Origin of the sequence: Promicromonospora iranensis (genome assembly GCF_028994805.1) — a bacterium.
Classification (GTDB): domain Bacteria; phylum Actinomycetota; class Actinomycetes; order Actinomycetales; family Cellulomonadaceae; genus Promicromonospora; species Promicromonospora iranensis.
Genome location: NZ_JAJQQP010000005.1, coordinates 285,033 through 300,076, shown reverse-complemented (window position 1 = coordinate 300,076; position 15,044 = coordinate 285,033). Strand labels below are relative to the sequence as shown.

Sequence of the window (15,044 nt, the reverse complement as noted above, 5' to 3'; positions counted from 1 at the left end):
CGCAGGCGCGGGTACTCACCCGTTGCGGGTGAAGGTCGTGGTGACGGTGCGCGTCAGCCGCCGGCGCCCTCCGTGCTCTGGTGCCGGCTCTCGTGCGCGAAGACGGACGCCCAGTCGTTCTTCATGCTGACGGTCGTCCAGCCGAGCCGCCGCGCCGTCTCCGTGATGGGCTCGCCGGCCGCGAACGACTGGGCCTCGCTGGCGTAGGCGAACTCCCGGTCGGGGTCGTCGTGGTCCACCAGCAGCGAGAGGTGCGGACCGTCTGCCGCCGCTGCCCACTCGAGGAGCTCGGTGTCGCCGGCGGAGTTTCCCGCGGCGAGCACCGGGGGCCTGCCGAGCTGGGTCTGGATGTTGGTGACCTTGGCGGCACCCTCGTTGACGTCGCCCAGCACTCGGCCGGTGCGCCGCAGGGCCGGCCGGCCCTTGTCGTCCTGCTCCAGCGCGTAGGCGATCATCGTGCCGACCACCCGTTCGGGCGGCACGCCGTACAGCTCCTGGCTGATCGAGCGGACGAACTCGGTGCCGCCACCAGTCACGACACCGATGGTGAAGTCCAGCTCCCGGAGCGCGGCGACGAGCTCCAGCATCGGGCCGTAGCGGATGTCGCTCAGGGGATGGCCGAGGGTCGGGTGGGTGCCCGACCGGAGGAACGCCCGTACCTCGCGGGTGAACGCGCCGGGGTCGATGCCCTGGAAGAGGCCGGCCAGCGCCAGCGCCACGCGTTCGAGCCCGATCTCGCCGACCGCCGAGACGTCGCCCGCGAGGACCGCCCGGAACTCCGCCTCCTCCGCGAGCGCCGGATCGTCCCGTACCCGCCGTCGCAGGGCGTCGAGGAAGAACTCGTACTGGACGTACGTCGGCCGCTCGCACCAGAGCGTGCCGTCGTTGTCGAAGTAGGCGACCCGGTCCTCCGGCGCGATCGAGGGCGCTTGGGCGAGGAACCCGAGCACGGCGTCCCGGGTGGGCCCGGGACGCCAGGAGGGCAGCCGGTCCTCGTTGGTCATGACGCCATACCCAGGAGCGTGGCGCCCGGCGGTACGGCGAGCGCCGTGTCGTTGTGGACGCACCGGAAGCCCACGTGGCTCATGCCGGTGTCGATCGCCTGCGGCCGGCGCGCCGCGGGGCGGTAGCGCAGGCAGTAGGTGTCCGCGCAGAGGAAGGACCCGCCCTTGATGACCTTGCGCGGGACCGCGAACTGCGGCTGGCGGGGGTCCCGGCTGGAGTCGGCGTCGCCGCCGCGCGGGTTCACCGGCGCGCAGCACGGTTCGAGCGCGGCGTCGGGGTGCCGGTCGGTCCACCAGTCCCCTGTCCATTCCCAGACGTTCCCGGCCATGTCGTACAGGCCGAACCCGTTGGGGGCGAACGACCCGACCGGTGCCGTGCGCAGCCAGCCCGACTCGCCGGTGGACCGCCACGGGAAGTCGGGGCCGTCCCAGGTGTTCGCCAGGACGCGGCCGCCGGGCCGGGGCTCGTCGCCCCAGGTGAACGCCGCTCCCTCGACGCCGCCCCGGGCGGCGTACTCCCACTGGGCCTCGGTCGGCAGGTCGGCGCCCGCCCACGCGGCGTAGGCCGCCGCGTCCTCGTGGGCGACGTGGACGACGGGGTGGTCGCCGCGCTCGTCGATCCCGGAGCCGGGGCCCTCGGGCCGGCGCCAGGAGGCGCCCGGGACCCAGGCCCACCACTGGCTGAGGTGGCGCAGGTCCACGGGTCCTGGGGTCGGTGTGAACACCATCGACCCGGGCGCCAGGTTCTCCGGGGGCGCGCCCGGGTAGAGCGCGGGGTCGAGCGGCCGCTCGGCGACCGTCTCGTACCCCGTCGCCGTGACGAACGCGTCGAACTGCGCGTTCGTCACGGCGAACCGGTCGATCCGGAACCCGTCGACCCGCACGGGGTGTGCGGGCGCCTCCTCCGGGTAGTGGACGTCGGAGCCCATGGTGAACGTCCCGCCGTCGAGCCGGACAGCGTCCTCGGTCCGGGCGCCCTGGGCGTGGCTCCGGACCTGGACGTGGCTCTGGGCGTGGTCGGTGCGCGCCGTCATGCGCTCGTGACGCCCGACTGGAGCTTGGCCAGCACCTGGTCGATGCTGAAGGTCGACGGCTCCTGCCGTGCCGGGAACTCCTGGAGCGTGGCCAGCATCTTGCCCACGTACGCCTGGGCGGGTATGAGCAGCCACACGTGGTCGAGCATCCAGTCGAAGTAGGAGTTCGACGTGATGTCGGCCCGTTCGAACGGGTCGGTACGCAGGTTGAAGATCTTGGGCGCACGGAGCTCGACGTACGGCTCGAGCCAGATGCTGAGCGTGCCGGCCGCGCGCTGCTCCAGGAACACGATCTTCCAGTTGTCGAAGCGCAGCGCGGTGAGGTCGCCGTCGTCCGACACGTAGAAGTAGTGCTTGCGCGGTGACTCGTCGGTCTCCCCCGTGAGGTACTCGAGCTGGTTGTGCCCGTCCAGGTGAACCTTGTACCGGGTACCGGCCAGCTCCGTACCCTCGCGCAGCTTCTCCGCGACGGCGGGCTCCCCGGCCGCCGCCAGCAGGGTCACGAACCAGTCGTTGTGGCTGAAGAGCCCGTTCAGGACGGTGCCCTCCGGGATCTTGCCCGGCCAGCGCACCATCGCGGGGACCCGGTAAGCACCCTCCCAGTTGGAGTTCTTCTCGTTGCGGAACGGCGTCATCCCGGCGTCCGGCCAGCTGTTCATGTGCGGGCCGTTGTCGGTGGAGTAGACGACTATCGTGTTGTCCGCGATGCCGAGCGCGTCGAGGTGGTCCAGCAGCGAGCCGACGACGTCGTCGTGGTCGAGCATCGTGTCGTGGTACTCGGACTGCCACCGGCCGGCCCGGCCCTTGCTCTCGGGCTTGCCGTGGGTGCGGAAGTGCATGTGCGTCGAGTTGAACCAGAGGAAGAACGGCTCGTCGTCCCCCGCCTTCGTGCTCATGAAGTCGAGCGCCGCGTCCCGGAACTCCTCGTCGACCGTCTCCATGCGCTTTCTGGTCAGCGGACCGGTGTCCTCGATGCGCTGCGTGCCGTCGCCGTTCGCCCACGAGTGGATCACCCCGCGCGGGCCGAACCGCTTCCGGAAGTCGGGGAACTCCTCCTGCGTCGGGTAGTCGTCCAGCTCCGGCTCCTCCTCGGCGTTCAGGTGGTAGAGGTTGCCGAAGAACTCGTCGAAGCCGTGCACGGTCGGCAGGTGCTCGTCCCGGTCCCCGAGGTGGTTCTTGCCGAACTGGCCGGTCGCGTACCCCTGCTCCTTGAGCGCGGTGGCGATCGTCGGGTCCTCGGCCTGCAGCCCCAGCTCGGCGCCGGGCATGCCGACCTTCGTCAGCCCGGTCCGGTACGGGTTCTGCCCGGTGATGAACGCTGCGCGTCCCGCCGTACAGCTCTGCTCCCCGTAGTAGTCGGTGAAGCGAGCGCCCTCGGCGGCGATCCGGTCGATGTTCTCGGTCCGGTAGCCCATCACTCCGTCGGAGTAGGCACTGATGTTGCTGATCCCGATGTCGTCACCCCAGATGACGAGGATGTTCGGCTTCTCGGCCACGATGTCTCCTTCGAGTCGGCGGATCTCGTGCGACCGCGTCAGGACGGGTCGTCCCGGGCGGTGGACTGGGTAGCGGGCTGGGTAGCGGGCTGGGCAGTGGACTGGGCAGCGGACCGAGGTCGGGCCAGCAGCTCGACCAGCGCGATGAGCAGGCCGGCGCCGACGGCGGTCCCGACGACCAGGCCAGGGGTCGGGTTCGACGCCAGCAGGAGGACCAGGACGGCGAGCGCGACGACCGCCGCGCGTGCGACGCCGCGGTAGCGGGCGAGCCACACGCCGGCCGGGCCGGAGGACACGCCTCGGCCCTCGGCCCAGGCGCGGGCGCTCCCGAAGCTCCTGCCGAGGCCGGCCCGCAGGCTGCGCGCCGACGGGCTGGACCCGCCCAGGTAGGCCGCGAGCGCCACGACGAGGCCGAGCACCCCGACGGTGCGGAGCGTGGCGCGCAGGAACATGACGAGCTGGTCGAAGAGGACCTCTGCGGCGTCCAGCCGCAGCACGACGCCGCTGAGCGCGTCGAGGTAGAGGCCGCGGGCGACCGCGAGGCCGAGGGCGAGCACGAGCATGCCGGCGGCCAGCGCGATCCCGGCGGCGACGAGGGCGCGCAGGTGGCGTGCCGCGAGGAGGACGCCGGCCCCCAGCAGGAGGAGCACCATCCACGGGAGCCAGGTGCCCAGGGCGACGATCTGGGCGTACCTGTTGCGGACCTCGACGAGCTGGGTGGTCTGCATGACCGTGAACGTCGCGTCGATGGTGGGCAGGTTGGCGGCGAGCCCGAACCCTCGCTCGGCGAGCCGCGCCTTGAGCAGGTCGATCATTCCCGACAGCTGGATGGTGAGCTGGCCGTCCTGGCCCACCTGGACGAGGTTGCCGCCCTCGCCCCGCATGACCGTCACGAGCTGCTCGTGCGCCACCCGGTTGGCCTGGTCCCACGCGGAGGAGAACTCGTCGCTCGTCACGACGCTGTCGGCGGTGCTGCGGACGAAGGACTCGACCCCGCTGCTCAGCGGCGCCTCCAGCAGCGGCAGCGCCTCGGCGGCCCGCGGCGCCAGGTCTCGCTCGCCGAGGCCCCCCGCGACGGAGTCGAGCAGCGAACCGACGTCGATCCGCGTCATCACGGCCTGGGTCATCCGGCCCGCGAGGGCGGCCTGCACGGTCGGGTCGTCCGCCAGGGGGGCGACGGTGGCGACGTAGCGGTCGGTGTCGGTCAGTGTGCGTTCGGCCCAGGCGGCGACGACGCCCACGGGCGCCAGCAGCGCCCCGACCACGATCAGGACGACGGCCGTGGCGCTCCGCGCGCGATGACGTGTCCGCGGGTCAGCCGGGTGGTCCGGCGGGTTCGCCGGCTCGCTGAGCCGACGTCGCAGGTCCGCGTTCTCCCGCTCGAGCGCGGCGAGCCGGGCGGCGACGTCGGGCGGTCCGACGCCGCTGTCCGCTCCGGCTGTCTCGCTCATGCTGTCGTTCTCCCCCCGGTGCCCACCGCGCGTCGGCGGTACCTGACGGGTTCGATGCTTGCTCCCGGGGTACCCGTGGGGCCTCACCCAGAACGGGTGATCGGTCGGAGACGTGGTCCGGGGAGTGATCAGGGAGGTGGTCGCGGACCTGGTCAGGGGATGAAAGTGAACTCCGGGCGGCACTTCGTGCCAGACTGCCGGGCTGAAGTACACCCGCACGCAAGAGTTTCCGCACCAAGTAACTGGAGCATCTCCATGACCCCCGAGGCCTGGAAGACGATCGCGATCGTCGCGTACCTGGCGCTGATGCTGGGTATCGGCTACGCGGCGTTCCGCCGCACGGAAGACAACCTCGACGGCTACATGCTGGGTGGCCGGCGGCTCAGCCCCGGTGTGGCGGCGCTCAGCGCCGGTGCATCCGACATGTCCGGCTGGCTCCTGATGGGCCTGCCCGGCGCCATCTACGTCAGCGGGCTCGTCGAGGCCTGGATCGCCATCGGCCTGACGATCGGCGCCTGGCTCAACTGGAAGTTCGTCGCGCCGCGCCTGCGCGCCTACACCGAGATCGCGCGGAACTCGATCACCATCCCGAGCTTCTTCGAGAACCGGCTGCACGACACGTCGCGCTTCCTGCGTGTCGCGTCGGGCGCGATCATCCTCGTGTTCTTCACCTTCTACGTCTCCTCCGGCATGGTGGCCGGCGGCACGTTCTTCGAGGGCTCGTTCGGGTTCGACTACACGACAGGCATCTGGGTGGTGGGCGGCGTGACGCTCGCCTACACGCTGTTCGGCGGGTTCCTCGGCGCCACCTGGACCGACGTCGCGCAGGGCATCCTGATGCTGCTCGCCCTGGTCGCGGTGCCCATCGTGGCCTTCGTCGAGCTGGGCGGCTGGGGCCCGATCCGGGAGGGCATCCTCGCCGCGGAGACCAGCGACGCGGCGAACCACCTCTCGCTCCTGGCGGGCGCCACCGTCACCGGCGTCATCTCGGCCGCCGCGTGGGGCCTCGGCTACTTCGGCCAGCCGCACATCATCGTGCGCTTCATGGCCATGCGTTCCCCGCAGGACGCCGTCGCGGGGCGCCGCATCGGCATCAGCTGGATGATCGTCACCGCGGTCGGCGCGATCATCACCGGCCTGATCGGCGTCGCCTACGTCAACATCAACGGCGAGACGCTGGAGAACCCGGAGACGGTGTTCCTGTTCCTGTCCCAGGCGCTGTTCCACCCGCTGATCGCCGGCCTGGTCCTGGCCGCCGTCCTCGCCGCGATCATGTCGACGATCTCGTCGCAGCTCATCGTCTCGTCCTCGGCACTGGTCGAGGACCTGGTCAAGATCACGGGCCGCGCGATGACCTCCCGCACCGAGGTGATGCTGGGCCGCGTCGGCGTCCTGCTCGTCGCCGTGGTCGCCGCGGTCATCGCGTTCGGCCGCACCGACACGATCCTGGACCTGGTCGGGTTCGCCTGGGCGGGATTCGGCGCCGCGTTCGGCCCGATCGTGCTCCTGAGCCTGTACTGGCGCCGACTGACGAGCTGGGGTGCGCTGTCCGGCATGGTGGTCGGCGCCGTCGTCGCGTTCGCCTGGGGCCGGTCGCCGCTCGCGGACACGCTCTACGAGCTGGTCCCCGGCTTCGTGCTCGGCGGGCTCGTCGCGATCGTCGTCAGCCTGCTCACGCCGGCGCCGTCGGAGGCGGTCCGCGCGGAGTTCGCCGAGGCGACACGCCTCGCGTCGGCGAAGAAGGCCGACGTCTCCTGACGGGCCGGCGCGTTCTCGCCGCGGTGAGAACGCGCCGCCGTCAGGTCGCGCCGTGGGCCGGGCTCGGGGAGTCGTCGACGTGGACCACCGTCAGGACGATGTGCGCGTCGCGCAGCTCGTGTCCGGTCAGCAGGTCACGGACCGCGCGGTGCGCCGCGAGCATCGTCGCGGTGGCGCCCGACGAGATGTGGACCCCCATGGCGGCGTCGACCCGCAACCCGGCCCCGGCGTCCTGGACCAGGACCAGCGGCGTGTCGTCGTCGCGCAGACCCAGGCGACGCGCGCCCGCGTCGGCCACGTTCGCGACTAACGACCCGGACCGGTAGAGATCGCAGACGCCGGGGACCGAACGGAGGGCATCCTCGATCTCGGCAGCGATCGCCACGCCTCGTACCGCCCCCGCGCTGTGTGCCGTGTTCATCGGTGAGCCTCCTCGATTCATGAGCCGTACGGCCGCACGTCACGGACCGTGATGTCGACGGCGGTGACGTTCAGCTCCGTGTGCAGCGCGAGTCGCCCGGCGATCTCGCCGCGCAGCTGCTCGACCAGGGGCGGGATCGGCCGACCGTAGGGAACGCTCACGTCGACCAGGACCGTGACGGGCGCGCCGGGCCGCGTCACGTCGCCGTCGAACCGGCACCGTCCGACCACCAGGCCGGGCACCGCGTTCTCGGCAGCACGCACGAGGCCGCGGACCGCACCTTCCGTGATGCCCAGGTCGGCGTGCGGCACCGACGTCGGCACGGGGATGCGTCGTCCCGCGTGCGCGTCGAGCGCGATACCGCCGAGGACACGGCGTACCCAGCCGTCGTCGGCCTCCGGCTCCGCAGCCGTGTCGGCGGCGATCAGGTCGGGGGTGAGCCCATGCAGCCGTTCGAGCGCGTCGAGCGCGAGCCGGCAGGCCGGCGAACCATCGATCGAGGGATCGGCCGGGACCCGTCCCGCCTCCAGGTAGTCCGTGAGCTCGTCGATGGTGTGCCCATCGAGGTGCTCAGGATCGAGCTCGAGCGGACGAGGGTCTGGTCTGTCGTCCCCGGATGTCATCGCCACTCCTCCATCCGTACGATGATGTGCTTGCGCGCACGCGCCAGCAGTCCTCTGACGGTGCTCACCGAGACGTCCATCTCCTCGGCGATCTCGTGGTAGGAGTATCCGCCCAGCTCACGAAGCACCCAGCATTCCCGCTCGGGGTCGGCGAGCCGCTGGAGAGCGTCGCTGAGGGCGTCGACCCTGGCGCGCGTCTCGGTCACCCGGGGCGGTGAAGCGTGCTCGGGGGCAGGGTGCTCGATGTGGTCGACGCTGACCTGCGGCCTGCTCGCGCGGATGCGGTCCACCGCCTTACGGCTGGCGACCCGCATCAACCAGCTCTTCACCTTGCCCGGGTCCGCCAGCTCGGGGAGCCGCTGCCAGGCGGTCACGAACGCCTCCTGCACGATGTCGTCGACGTCGGTGCTCGAGTTCAGGATCCGTCGGGTGTACGCGCGCATCATCGGTGTGTACCGGCGGACGAGCACCGCGAACGCTGCGACGTCGCCGTCTGCCGCGCGACCGGCGACGATGTGGTCGTCCGCCTGGTCGAGGTCCGCCTGGTCGAGATCGGCCTGGTCGAGAGAAGCGTGAAGGTCGTCAGCACCCATCCTCAGCCCCCTTCACGTGTTCCTGTGTCGCCGAGAGCCGCCGCGAGGTTCCGAGGCCGGGGCGAGGCCACGATCGCGGCCTCGCCCCGGGACCGGTCACTTCTTGAAGGCGTCCTTGACGTTCTCGGCCGCGCCCTTCAGGTCGGCCTTCGACTGGTCGGTCTTGCCCTCGGCGGCGAGCTGCTCGTCGTCGGTGACCTTGCCGACGGCCTCCTTCACCTTGCCGACCGCCTTGTCCGCCGCGTTCCTGATCTTGTCCTCTGCACCCATGAGCTCTTCCTTTCCCGTACTTCTCCCCGGTCCCCGAGCTGGGTGACCGAAACCATCCGTATTTCTCGCTCTCGGTTCGTGCTCTTCGTCGCGCGCCCTCTCAGCCTCCCCTCAGTCCGAAACTTTCGCCCCTCAGTCGCCCGTTCTGCGTCGGATTCTTCCCACCGGGACTCTTCGCGCCCGGATCCACGGATCACCGCACCCGGTCGGACGCGCGGAGCCCGTCCGACCAGCTCCGGTCGGACAACCGGACCACCACGGGGACCCGGACACCGGCGAGCGCGTCCCAGGCGTCCACCGCCTCCTCCGCCGCGGCCAGCACCCGGGCGAGGTCCGCGCCCCGGCGCACCGTCACCGCCAGGTCGATCGTCTCGGTCCCCCGCACCCGGTACACCCGGGTACGGGCCGAGAGCACGTCGGGTCGCTTCTCGAGCTCCCCGGAGAGCAGCGCTTCGGCCACGTTCCGGTCGACGGCGGTGCGTCCGCCGTCGGCCTCCAGACGAAGCACCGTCGTCGTCCCGCCGCGGTGCCGGGTGCAGACGAACCAGACCAGGAGCGAGGCCAGCAGGGCGGCCAGGCCCAGCCCGACGAGCACCCCGCCGGGCACACCCCCGACCGACGGCAGCGTCGCCACCGTCTCTCTGGCCCGGGACAGCCCGCTCCCGACGAGGTCCGGAGTCGACCACGAGCCCGCCCGCCACGACTCCGCCCACGACGACGGAGTGCCGGCGAGGACCGCCGCCGTGCCGGCAGCCGCGAGGAGCAGCCCGCACAGCAGGAGCAGCCCTCGGTTCAGGACTCTGCTGTTCGGTCTCACGAGACCACCCCCTGTCGTGCGACGGTCAGCTCGGGTGTGGTGGAGAACCCGAGGGCGGCGACGGCGGACGCGGCGGAGTCCGCCGCCGCGTCCCGGTCGACCGGGACGCCGCTGATCGGCGTCACGCGTACTGCGGTGCGCCGCCGTCCGACCGTGGCCGAGACCTGCCGCGGGTCGACACCGCAGCGTGCCGCCACGGCGTCGGCGACCGCGTCGGCGAGGACCCCGTCGTCGACGAGCAGCGCCACGCGGTCGGTGCTGCGCGCCCGGCGTGGGAGCCGACCGGGCAGCAGCGCGAGCGCCAGCAGCAGCACGGCGAGGCCCAGCGCGACGACCCCGGCAGCCGTGCGGATCCCGGGGTCGTCGGCCGACGCCGACGCCGAGGCGAACCAGCCGTCGAGAGTGTCCCGGTCCCCCGGCACAGCGAGCCACCACACCCCCGCCGCGACCACTCCGGCCAGCAGCACGATCACGACCGACGCGGTGACCACCGCGGCGCTCGTGCGCGACGCGTGCGTCTCGCGCCGCAGGACCCTGCGGTAGACGGCTTGCTCGTTCTTCACCGCACCCTCCTTCCCACGACCCGCCGCACTCCCGAATAGCGCAGGTCGACGACGTCGACCCGCCTCCCCGCGAGATCACGCATGCCCTCGACCAGGCGACGGCGGACACGTTCCCCACGGTCCGGGATCGACCCCGCGGCGCCGCCGCCGAGGGCGACCGGCACGGTCACCGACAGCCTCAGCGCGCCGCCGGCGTCCGCGAGCCGCACGGAGATCTCCCGGTGGGCGACCTGTGCCGCGTCTCCGACCAGACGGACCGCGAGATGCTCCAGGGCGCGGGCGCTGATCCGTGTCCTGCCGGGCACCGTCGCTTCTGGGACCGCCTGCCCCGCCACCCCAGCGCGGTCGGCGGTGGTCATGACGACGAACGCCGGCCTCGGACGGCATCCGCGAGCGCCCGGACGTCCATCCTGCCGTCGGCCGCGCGGCCCACCGTGGCACCGATCAGCATCGCCACCGCCACGAGGACGAACGCCCCGAAGCCGAGCACGATCCAGGTCAGCGCGAGCACCGCGCCGGCCGCCGCGCCGGTCACCGTGGCGCTCACCGGACCCGTCCCTCCTGCTGCTCACCCTCCTGGTCGTCGTCCGAGGGCAGGTGCACGTCGTTGACGGTGACGTTCACCTCGGCGACCTCCATGCCGACCAGGTCGTGCATCGCCTGGTACACCGCCGTGCGCACCTCGTCCGAGACCTTCTGCAGCGCGACCGGGTACTCCGCGACGATCGTCACGTCGACGGCGACCTGCTTCTCGCCCACCTCGACGGCGATCCCCTGCGTGAGGTCCGTCGAGTTCAGCGCGTCGCGGATCGAGCCGACCATGCGCGCGGCACCTCCACCCAGCGCGTACACACCGCTGACCTCCCGTGCGGCGATACCAGCGATCTTCGCGACGACGCCGTCCCCGATGGTCGTCGTACCGTCGAGCCCAGACGTCCGTGCCGACTCCCCCTGCGCGTTCGGCCCCGGCGTACCAGTGACGTTTGCCATGATGTGTTCCTTCCGCTCTGCTCGCGTCGCGCCCCCTGGGCGCGAGCCGCTAGGACCAGCGACACCTCTGAGACGGAAGCTGCCCCGAGTTCGTCACAAACTCGTCGGACGCGGTGTCGGGTTCGGTGCGCGGAGCGGTGTTCCGATGCCGCCCGGTCAAGACCGGGACACGGCCTCGGCGATGGCGGTCGCCACGGCCCCGAACCCGGTGTCGCCGACCCGGTCGGCATAGTCCGCGTCCCGCAGCGCCCGGTAGCGGGCGAACAGGTAGGCCCGGCCAGGGTCCGACCCGGTGGCGGCGATCAGGGAGTCGAGGCGGTCCCGTATCCCGGCCGGCTGCCGCGGACCGCGCGGGAGCTCGTCGAAGCGATTCCTCAGGAGCGGCAGCAGGTCCCACTCGCCCGGGCCGTGGGTCGGCTTGGGATCGATGGCCTTCCAGGTAGCGCCCCGCCGGAGCACGTTCTCGTAGTGGAAGTCACCGTGGAGCAGCACATGGGGCGCGCTTCGGAAGGCGTGCTCGACGTCGGCACGCAGCTCGCGGAGACGCTCACGATACTTCTCCCCGGGCGCCGTCATCCTCGACTCCAGCTCCAGCGCCTCGTCGAAGCCCGACCACTCCGGGACGTGCAGGACGCGCAGGAGCTCGGCCGCGGCGGTGATCGCGACGCTCATCGGGGCGGCGGACAAGCTCGTCCCCGCATCGAGGCGTTCCATCAGCAGGGCACCCGCGTCGCCGGACGCCTGGATGAGCCGCACCGCGCCCCGCCCGTCCCACCGGCGCAGGGCCTCCGCCTCGTTCCTCGTCTCCGCGTCGCGCCAGCTCACCTTCAGCACGGCCGGGGTCCCGTCCGCACGCCGCACCTCCCACACCAGGCCGACGTTGCCGGCGACCGGCGGGCCGACGAGCGTCAGTCCCCACTCGCACAGGAGCTGCTCGGCCAGCTGCGGAAGCTGGTCGATCCAGGCCTGCCCCGCGTCCTGCTCCCGTTCGACGGTCCGGGCCGCGAACAGCTCCGGAACGGTGAGGTGGTTCGATGCCATGCCAGCTCCTTGTTCACCTTGCGGTTCTCCCTTGCGCGCCCGGCAACCTCCCGTCGGGCGCCTTGCCTTTACCGCAAGGAGTGCTGCCCGTGACGCAACCCGTCCGTACGTTCGGGCCATGACCACAGAACAGTGTGTACCGCAGCAGAAGGGGCAGGGCGCCGCCGTGCCGCCGGCGTACGAGGCGTGGCGCCGGGCACGATGGGACGAGGTCGCCGGTCCCGACGGCAAGGCCAAGGTCGTCGCCAGGGGCATGGTCAGCGGCAGCAATGCCCAGGTCGTGCCGGGCGTGCCCGGCCGGTGGAGCACCACCGGAGCGGGCGCCCTGACGGTGACCGTCACCGCGGCGGACGGCGTGCGGGTGGACGGCGAGATCGCGGTGGGCACCGTCGAGGTGCCGGCCGGCAGCCCTGTCGAGCTCCCCGAGGGCCGCGTGGTCCTCGCCGGTGGGTCGGACGGTGCCTACGGTCTGGTCGTCACCGACCCCGGCGCGCTCGAACGGTCGGGCCTCATCGGCATCGACACCTACCCGTACGACCCGGCCTGGGTCGTCGAGGGCGAGTACCGCGCGGCCCCGGAAGGCCGGCGCATCGAGTTGGGCCGCCTGACGGTTCCCCGCAGCACCGACGCCATCGCCGCGCCCGTCGACCTCGCGGTCTCCGTCGGCGGCACCGAGCACGTCCTGACCGTGCTCGAAGAGAGGCCCGGGCAGCGACTGGTCATCTTCACCGACGAGACCAGCGGCACGGAGACACCCGGGATCGGCCGCTGGCTCGTGCTCCCGCTGCTCGATCCCGGCAGTGCGCTGACGGTCGACCTCAACCGGGCGACCCTCTCCCACCATCACCTGGCGCCGACCGTCTTCACCTGCCCGCTCTCCCCGCCGGGCAACCATCTGCCCCTGCGGATCGAGGCGGGCGAACGCGCCCTGGTGCACCACGAGCGAAAGGAAGCGACAGCATGAGCAAGGATCTCGAGGACAAGGCGATCACCTACCTCCGCCACCTGGAGCGGACGGACTGGGCCGCGGCCCGCGCCATGTGCTCCGCGACGGCGACCGTCTGGCACGACGACGGCGAGGGTGACTCGACGATCGAGGAGAACATCGCCGGGATGGAGCGCCAGATCGGTGCCATCGCGTCGATGCGCTACGCCGTCACCCGGCAGCTCTCCAGCGCCGACGAGGTCATCCAGCAGCACGTCGTCCACGTGGCCATGAAGGACGGCGCGCGGTTCCAGGTCCACGCAGCCGTCTACTTCGGCTTTGCCGACGGCCTGATCACGCGCATCGAGGAGTACGCGGGCCGGCCCACCAGCCCGGACGCCTGACACCCCGGTCACCCGGCTGGAACCAGCCGACCATCTGCTCGACGGAGTCGACCATGCCGATGATGCGCCCGTCCGGCGTGCCCTTCTCCCACATCAGCACCCGTCGCACGTGGTCCTGCTCCACCAGGGCGGTCCCACGCCCCATCCGACGCCGCAGCGTACGGGCGACCGTCGACGAGAAACCTTGACACAGCCGCTGGGCGACCCCGAGGATGGACCGACTGGGAGCGCTCCCACAATCTTCCAGTCGGTGCTCTCGCCCCATGCTCGCCCTTGCTCACCGCAGCGAACAGCAACGATGCGTTCGCAGAGACCCTGGGAGATCCCCCACATGACACGACCGAACTCTCGGCGCCGGCTCCTGGCCGCGCTGGCCGTATGCGCCCTCGGCGCGACCCTGCTCGGCGCCGGCCCCGCCCAGGCGAGCAACGACGTCCTGTCCCCCGGGACGCAGATCTACAACGACCCCCACAGCTCCACCAAGGACGCGGCCCGCACCCTGCGCGGGCAGGCCAAGCGGGACGCGCTCCGGCTCAGCAGGATCCCCAGCTCGACGTGGTTCACCGACGGCACGCCGGCCGAGGTCGAGCGAGAGGTCCGCAAGCTGGTCAAGCACACGGGCAAGAAGGTGCCGGTCCTGGTCCCCTACAACATCCCGTTCCGGGACTGCGCGCTCTACTCGGCGGGTGGCGCCCTCGGCGTGGACGAGTACAAGGCGTGGATCGACGGCTTCGCGGCCGGGATCGGGCGGGAGGAGGTCGCCGTCGTGCTGGAGCCCGACGGGCTCGGCGTCATCCCCTGGTACACCACGCTGGACGGGCAGCTCGAGCGGTGCCAGCCGCCGGAGTACGACCCCGAGACCACGGGTCGGGACGCCGCCGCCGAGCGCTTCGAGATGCTCAGCTACGCGGTCGACCGCTTGAAGCAGCAGCCGAACACCGTCGTGTACCTCGACGGCACGAACACGTCCTGGCTCAACGTGGGCGAGGCCGCCGACCGCCTCGTCAAGGCGGGCGTCGAGCGCGCGGACGGGTTCTTCCTGAACGTGTCCAACTACGAGTTCACCGAGAACAGCGTCGCCTACGGCACCTGGGTCTCCCAGTGCATCGCCTACGCCACTCAGGTGGTGCCCGGCGACTACGCGAGCTGCGGCAACCAGTACTGGAGCGGCGGCCCGGCGAACGACTGGACCGGCGTGACGCTGTCCAACCAGGGCATCTGGAGCCCGACGGCGGCCGACCCGGCACTGAACACCGCCGGCATCGACTCGCGCTACGACGCCGCGCTCGGCGACGTCGAACCCACCACGCACTTCGTCATCGACACCTCTCGCAACGGTCGGGGCGCCTGGGCCGCACCGGCCGGCGTCTACCCCGACGCCGAGACGTGGTGCAACCCGCCGGACCGTGGCCTGGGGCTGCGGCCGACGACCAACACCGGCAACGAGCTCGTCGACGCCCTGCTGTGGATCAAGATCCCTGGCGAGTCCGACGGCCAGTGCTTCCGCGGCCTCGGCGGACCCGAGGACCCGGAGCGCGGCATGGTCGGCCCGGCCGCCGGCCAGTGGTTCCCCGAGCAGGCACGTGAGCTGATCGAGCTCGCTCAGCCACCGCTCGGCGGCGGGCCGAGGAGCTAGGCGACCCGTCCGAGCCTC

General features: G+C 71.7%; 19 protein-coding genes. 4 read left to right on the top strand and 15 right to left on the bottom strand.

Features of this window, described 5'->3' with window-relative positions; genetic code table 11:
• Positions 1 to 53 precede the first annotated feature (53 nt).
• From LUM46_RS10585 to LUM46_RS10570, 4 genes are read right to left on the bottom strand one after another with little or no spacing between them, the layout of a single operon-like run.
• Positions 54 to 1,004 (bottom strand): HAD family hydrolase, encoded by a 951-nt coding sequence (locus LUM46_RS10585; protein ID WP_274993832.1) that lies wholly within the window; start codon positions 1,002 to 1,004, stop codon positions 54 to 56.
• Positions 1,001 to 2,038: a formylglycine-generating enzyme family protein gene (locus tag LUM46_RS10580; RefSeq protein ID WP_274993831.1), complete on the bottom strand. Its 1,038-nt coding sequence runs from the start codon at positions 2,036 to 2,038 to the stop codon at positions 1,001 to 1,003. Before LUM46_RS10580 ends, LUM46_RS10585 begins: the two co-directional genes overlap by 4 nt.
• Positions 2,035 to 3,534, bottom strand: a complete 1,500-nt coding sequence (locus tag LUM46_RS10575; protein WP_274993828.1) for an arylsulfatase — start codon at positions 3,532 to 3,534, stop codon at positions 2,035 to 2,037. The genes LUM46_RS10580 and LUM46_RS10575 overlap by 4 nt, the downstream gene beginning before the upstream one ends.
• A gap of 38 nt (positions 3,535 to 3,572) precedes the next feature.
• The gene (locus LUM46_RS10570) at positions 3,573 to 4,985 is read right to left on the bottom strand and encodes a hypothetical protein (RefSeq protein ID WP_274993827.1); all 1,413 of its coding nucleotides are present in this window, start codon (positions 4,983 to 4,985) and stop codon (positions 3,573 to 3,575) included.
• A 255-nt stretch (positions 4,986 to 5,240) separates the two neighbouring features.
• On the opposite strand from LUM46_RS10570, the gene putP reads away from it, so the two are divergent.
• Positions 5,241 to 6,743, top strand: coding sequence for a sodium/proline symporter PutP (gene putP / locus LUM46_RS10565; protein WP_274993826.1), 1,503 nt, complete (start codon positions 5,241 to 5,243; stop codon positions 6,741 to 6,743).
• A 40-nt stretch (positions 6,744 to 6,783) separates the two neighbouring features.
• Here putP and LUM46_RS10560 read toward each other — a convergent pair whose 3' ends face one another.
• The 10 genes from LUM46_RS10560 to LUM46_RS10515 form a co-directional block, all read right to left on the bottom strand.
• Positions 6,784 to 7,164 (bottom strand): hypothetical protein, encoded by a 381-nt coding sequence (locus LUM46_RS10560; RefSeq protein WP_274993824.1) that lies wholly within the window; start codon positions 7,162 to 7,164, stop codon positions 6,784 to 6,786.
• A gap of 17 nt (positions 7,165 to 7,181) precedes the next feature.
• Positions 7,182 to 7,787 (bottom strand): Asp23/Gls24 family envelope stress response protein, encoded by a 606-nt coding sequence (locus LUM46_RS10555; RefSeq protein WP_274993823.1) that lies wholly within the window; start codon positions 7,785 to 7,787, stop codon positions 7,182 to 7,184.
• On the bottom strand, positions 7,784 to 8,380 hold the full coding sequence (locus LUM46_RS10550) for an RNA polymerase sigma factor (protein ID WP_274993822.1): 597 nt from the start codon (positions 8,378 to 8,380) through the stop codon (positions 7,784 to 7,786). The genes LUM46_RS10555 and LUM46_RS10550 overlap by 4 nt, the downstream gene beginning before the upstream one ends.
• A 96-nt stretch (positions 8,381 to 8,476) precedes the next feature.
• Entirely contained in the window at positions 8,477 to 8,650 is a 174-nt protein-coding gene (locus tag LUM46_RS10545) for a CsbD family protein (RefSeq protein WP_274993821.1), read from the bottom strand.
• 193 nt (positions 8,651 to 8,843) lie between these two features.
• A complete protein-coding gene (locus tag LUM46_RS10540) occupies positions 8,844 to 9,467 on the bottom strand; it encodes a hypothetical protein (RefSeq protein ID WP_274993819.1) in 624 nt (207 codons plus the stop codon).
• Positions 9,464 to 10,030, bottom strand: coding sequence for a hypothetical protein (locus tag LUM46_RS10535; protein ID WP_274993818.1), 567 nt, complete (start codon positions 10,028 to 10,030; stop codon positions 9,464 to 9,466). The genes LUM46_RS10540 and LUM46_RS10535 overlap by 4 nt, the downstream gene beginning before the upstream one ends.
• Positions 10,027 to 10,389, bottom strand: coding sequence for a hypothetical protein (locus LUM46_RS10530; RefSeq protein ID WP_274993816.1), 363 nt, complete (start codon positions 10,387 to 10,389; stop codon positions 10,027 to 10,029). The genes LUM46_RS10535 and LUM46_RS10530 overlap by 4 nt, the downstream gene beginning before the upstream one ends.
• Entirely contained in the window at positions 10,386 to 10,577 is a 192-nt protein-coding gene (locus tag LUM46_RS10525) for a DUF2273 domain-containing protein (protein WP_274993814.1), read from the bottom strand. Before LUM46_RS10525 ends, LUM46_RS10530 begins: the two co-directional genes overlap by 4 nt.
• Complete coding sequence (locus LUM46_RS10520) at positions 10,574 to 11,020, bottom strand: Asp23/Gls24 family envelope stress response protein (RefSeq protein ID WP_274993813.1); 447 nt, start codon at positions 11,018 to 11,020, stop codon at positions 10,574 to 10,576. Before LUM46_RS10520 ends, LUM46_RS10525 begins: the two co-directional genes overlap by 4 nt.
• 156 nt (positions 11,021 to 11,176) lie before the next feature.
• Positions 11,177 to 12,061 (bottom strand): aminoglycoside phosphotransferase family protein, encoded by an 885-nt coding sequence (locus LUM46_RS10515; protein ID WP_274993810.1) that lies wholly within the window; start codon positions 12,059 to 12,061, stop codon positions 11,177 to 11,179.
• A 118-nt stretch (positions 12,062 to 12,179) separates the two neighbouring features.
• On the opposite strand from LUM46_RS10515, the gene LUM46_RS10510 reads away from it, so the two are divergent.
• Both LUM46_RS10510 and LUM46_RS10505 read left to right on the top strand, forming a co-directional pair.
• Positions 12,180 to 13,025: a DUF1684 domain-containing protein gene (locus LUM46_RS10510; protein ID WP_274993809.1), complete on the top strand. Its 846-nt coding sequence runs from the start codon at positions 12,180 to 12,182 to the stop codon at positions 13,023 to 13,025.
• Positions 13,022 to 13,390 (top strand): nuclear transport factor 2 family protein, encoded by a 369-nt coding sequence (locus LUM46_RS10505; protein ID WP_274993808.1) that lies wholly within the window; start codon positions 13,022 to 13,024, stop codon positions 13,388 to 13,390. The genes LUM46_RS10510 and LUM46_RS10505 overlap by 4 nt, the downstream gene beginning before the upstream one ends.
• Here the strand turns inward: LUM46_RS10505 and LUM46_RS10500 are convergent.
• Entirely contained in the window at positions 13,341 to 13,535 is a 195-nt protein-coding gene (locus tag LUM46_RS10500; protein WP_274993806.1) for a P-loop NTPase family protein, read from the bottom strand. The two genes, LUM46_RS10505 and LUM46_RS10500, sit on opposite strands and share 50 nt — an antisense overlap.
• A gap of 186 nt (positions 13,536 to 13,721) precedes the next feature.
• On the opposite strand from LUM46_RS10500, the gene LUM46_RS10495 reads away from it, so the two are divergent.
• On the top strand, positions 13,722 to 15,026 hold the full coding sequence (locus LUM46_RS10495; protein WP_274993805.1) for a glycoside hydrolase family 6 protein: 1,305 nt from the start codon (positions 13,722 to 13,724) through the stop codon (positions 15,024 to 15,026).
• Positions 15,027 to 15,044: the final 18 nt, after the last annotated feature.

Excerpts from the sequence above, each read along its gene's own strand:
- LUM46_RS10505 (WP_274993808.1), top strand. The coding sequence starts at position 13,022 with ATGAGCAAGGATCTCGAGGACAAGGCGATCACCTACCTCCGCCACCTG.
- LUM46_RS10520 (WP_274993813.1), bottom strand. The coding sequence starts at position 11,020 with ATGGCAAACGTCACTGGTACGCCGGGGCCGAACGCGCAGGGGGAGTCG.
- LUM46_RS10545 (WP_274993821.1), bottom strand. The coding sequence starts at position 8,650 with ATGGGTGCAGAGGACAAGATCAGGAACGCGGCGGACAAGGCGGTCGGC.
- putP (WP_274993826.1), top strand. The coding sequence starts at position 5,241 with ATGACCCCCGAGGCCTGGAAGACGATCGCGATCGTCGCGTACCTGGCG.
- LUM46_RS10495 (WP_274993805.1), top strand. The coding sequence starts at position 13,722 with ATGACACGACCGAACTCTCGGCGCCGGCTCCTGGCCGCGCTGGCCGTA.
- LUM46_RS10510 (WP_274993809.1), top strand. The coding sequence starts at position 12,180 with ATGACCACAGAACAGTGTGTACCGCAGCAGAAGGGGCAGGGCGCCGCC.
- LUM46_RS10530 (WP_274993816.1), bottom strand. The coding sequence starts at position 10,389 with ATGACCACCGCCGACCGCGCTGGGGTGGCGGGGCAGGCGGTCCCAGAA.
- LUM46_RS10585 (WP_274993832.1), bottom strand. The coding sequence starts at position 1,004 with ATGACCAACGAGGACCGGCTGCCCTCCTGGCGTCCCGGGCCCACCCGG.
- LUM46_RS10500 (WP_274993806.1), bottom strand. The coding sequence starts at position 13,535 with ATGGGGCGTGGGACCGCCCTGGTGGAGCAGGACCACGTGCGACGGGTG.
- LUM46_RS10555 (WP_274993823.1), bottom strand. The coding sequence starts at position 7,787 with ATGACATCCGGGGACGACAGACCAGACCCTCGTCCGCTCGAGCTCGAT.
- LUM46_RS10515 (WP_274993810.1), bottom strand. The coding sequence starts at position 12,061 with ATGGCATCGAACCACCTCACCGTTCCGGAGCTGTTCGCGGCCCGGACC.
- LUM46_RS10550 (WP_274993822.1), bottom strand. The coding sequence starts at position 8,380 with ATGGGTGCTGACGACCTTCACGCTTCTCTCGACCAGGCCGATCTCGAC.
- LUM46_RS10560 (WP_274993824.1), bottom strand. The coding sequence starts at position 7,164 with ATGAACACGGCACACAGCGCGGGGGCGGTACGAGGCGTGGCGATCGCT.
- LUM46_RS10570 (WP_274993827.1), bottom strand. The coding sequence starts at position 4,985 with ATGAGCGAGACAGCCGGAGCGGACAGCGGCGTCGGACCGCCCGACGTC.
- LUM46_RS10580 (WP_274993831.1), bottom strand. The coding sequence starts at position 2,038 with ATGACGGCGCGCACCGACCACGCCCAGAGCCACGTCCAGGTCCGGAGC.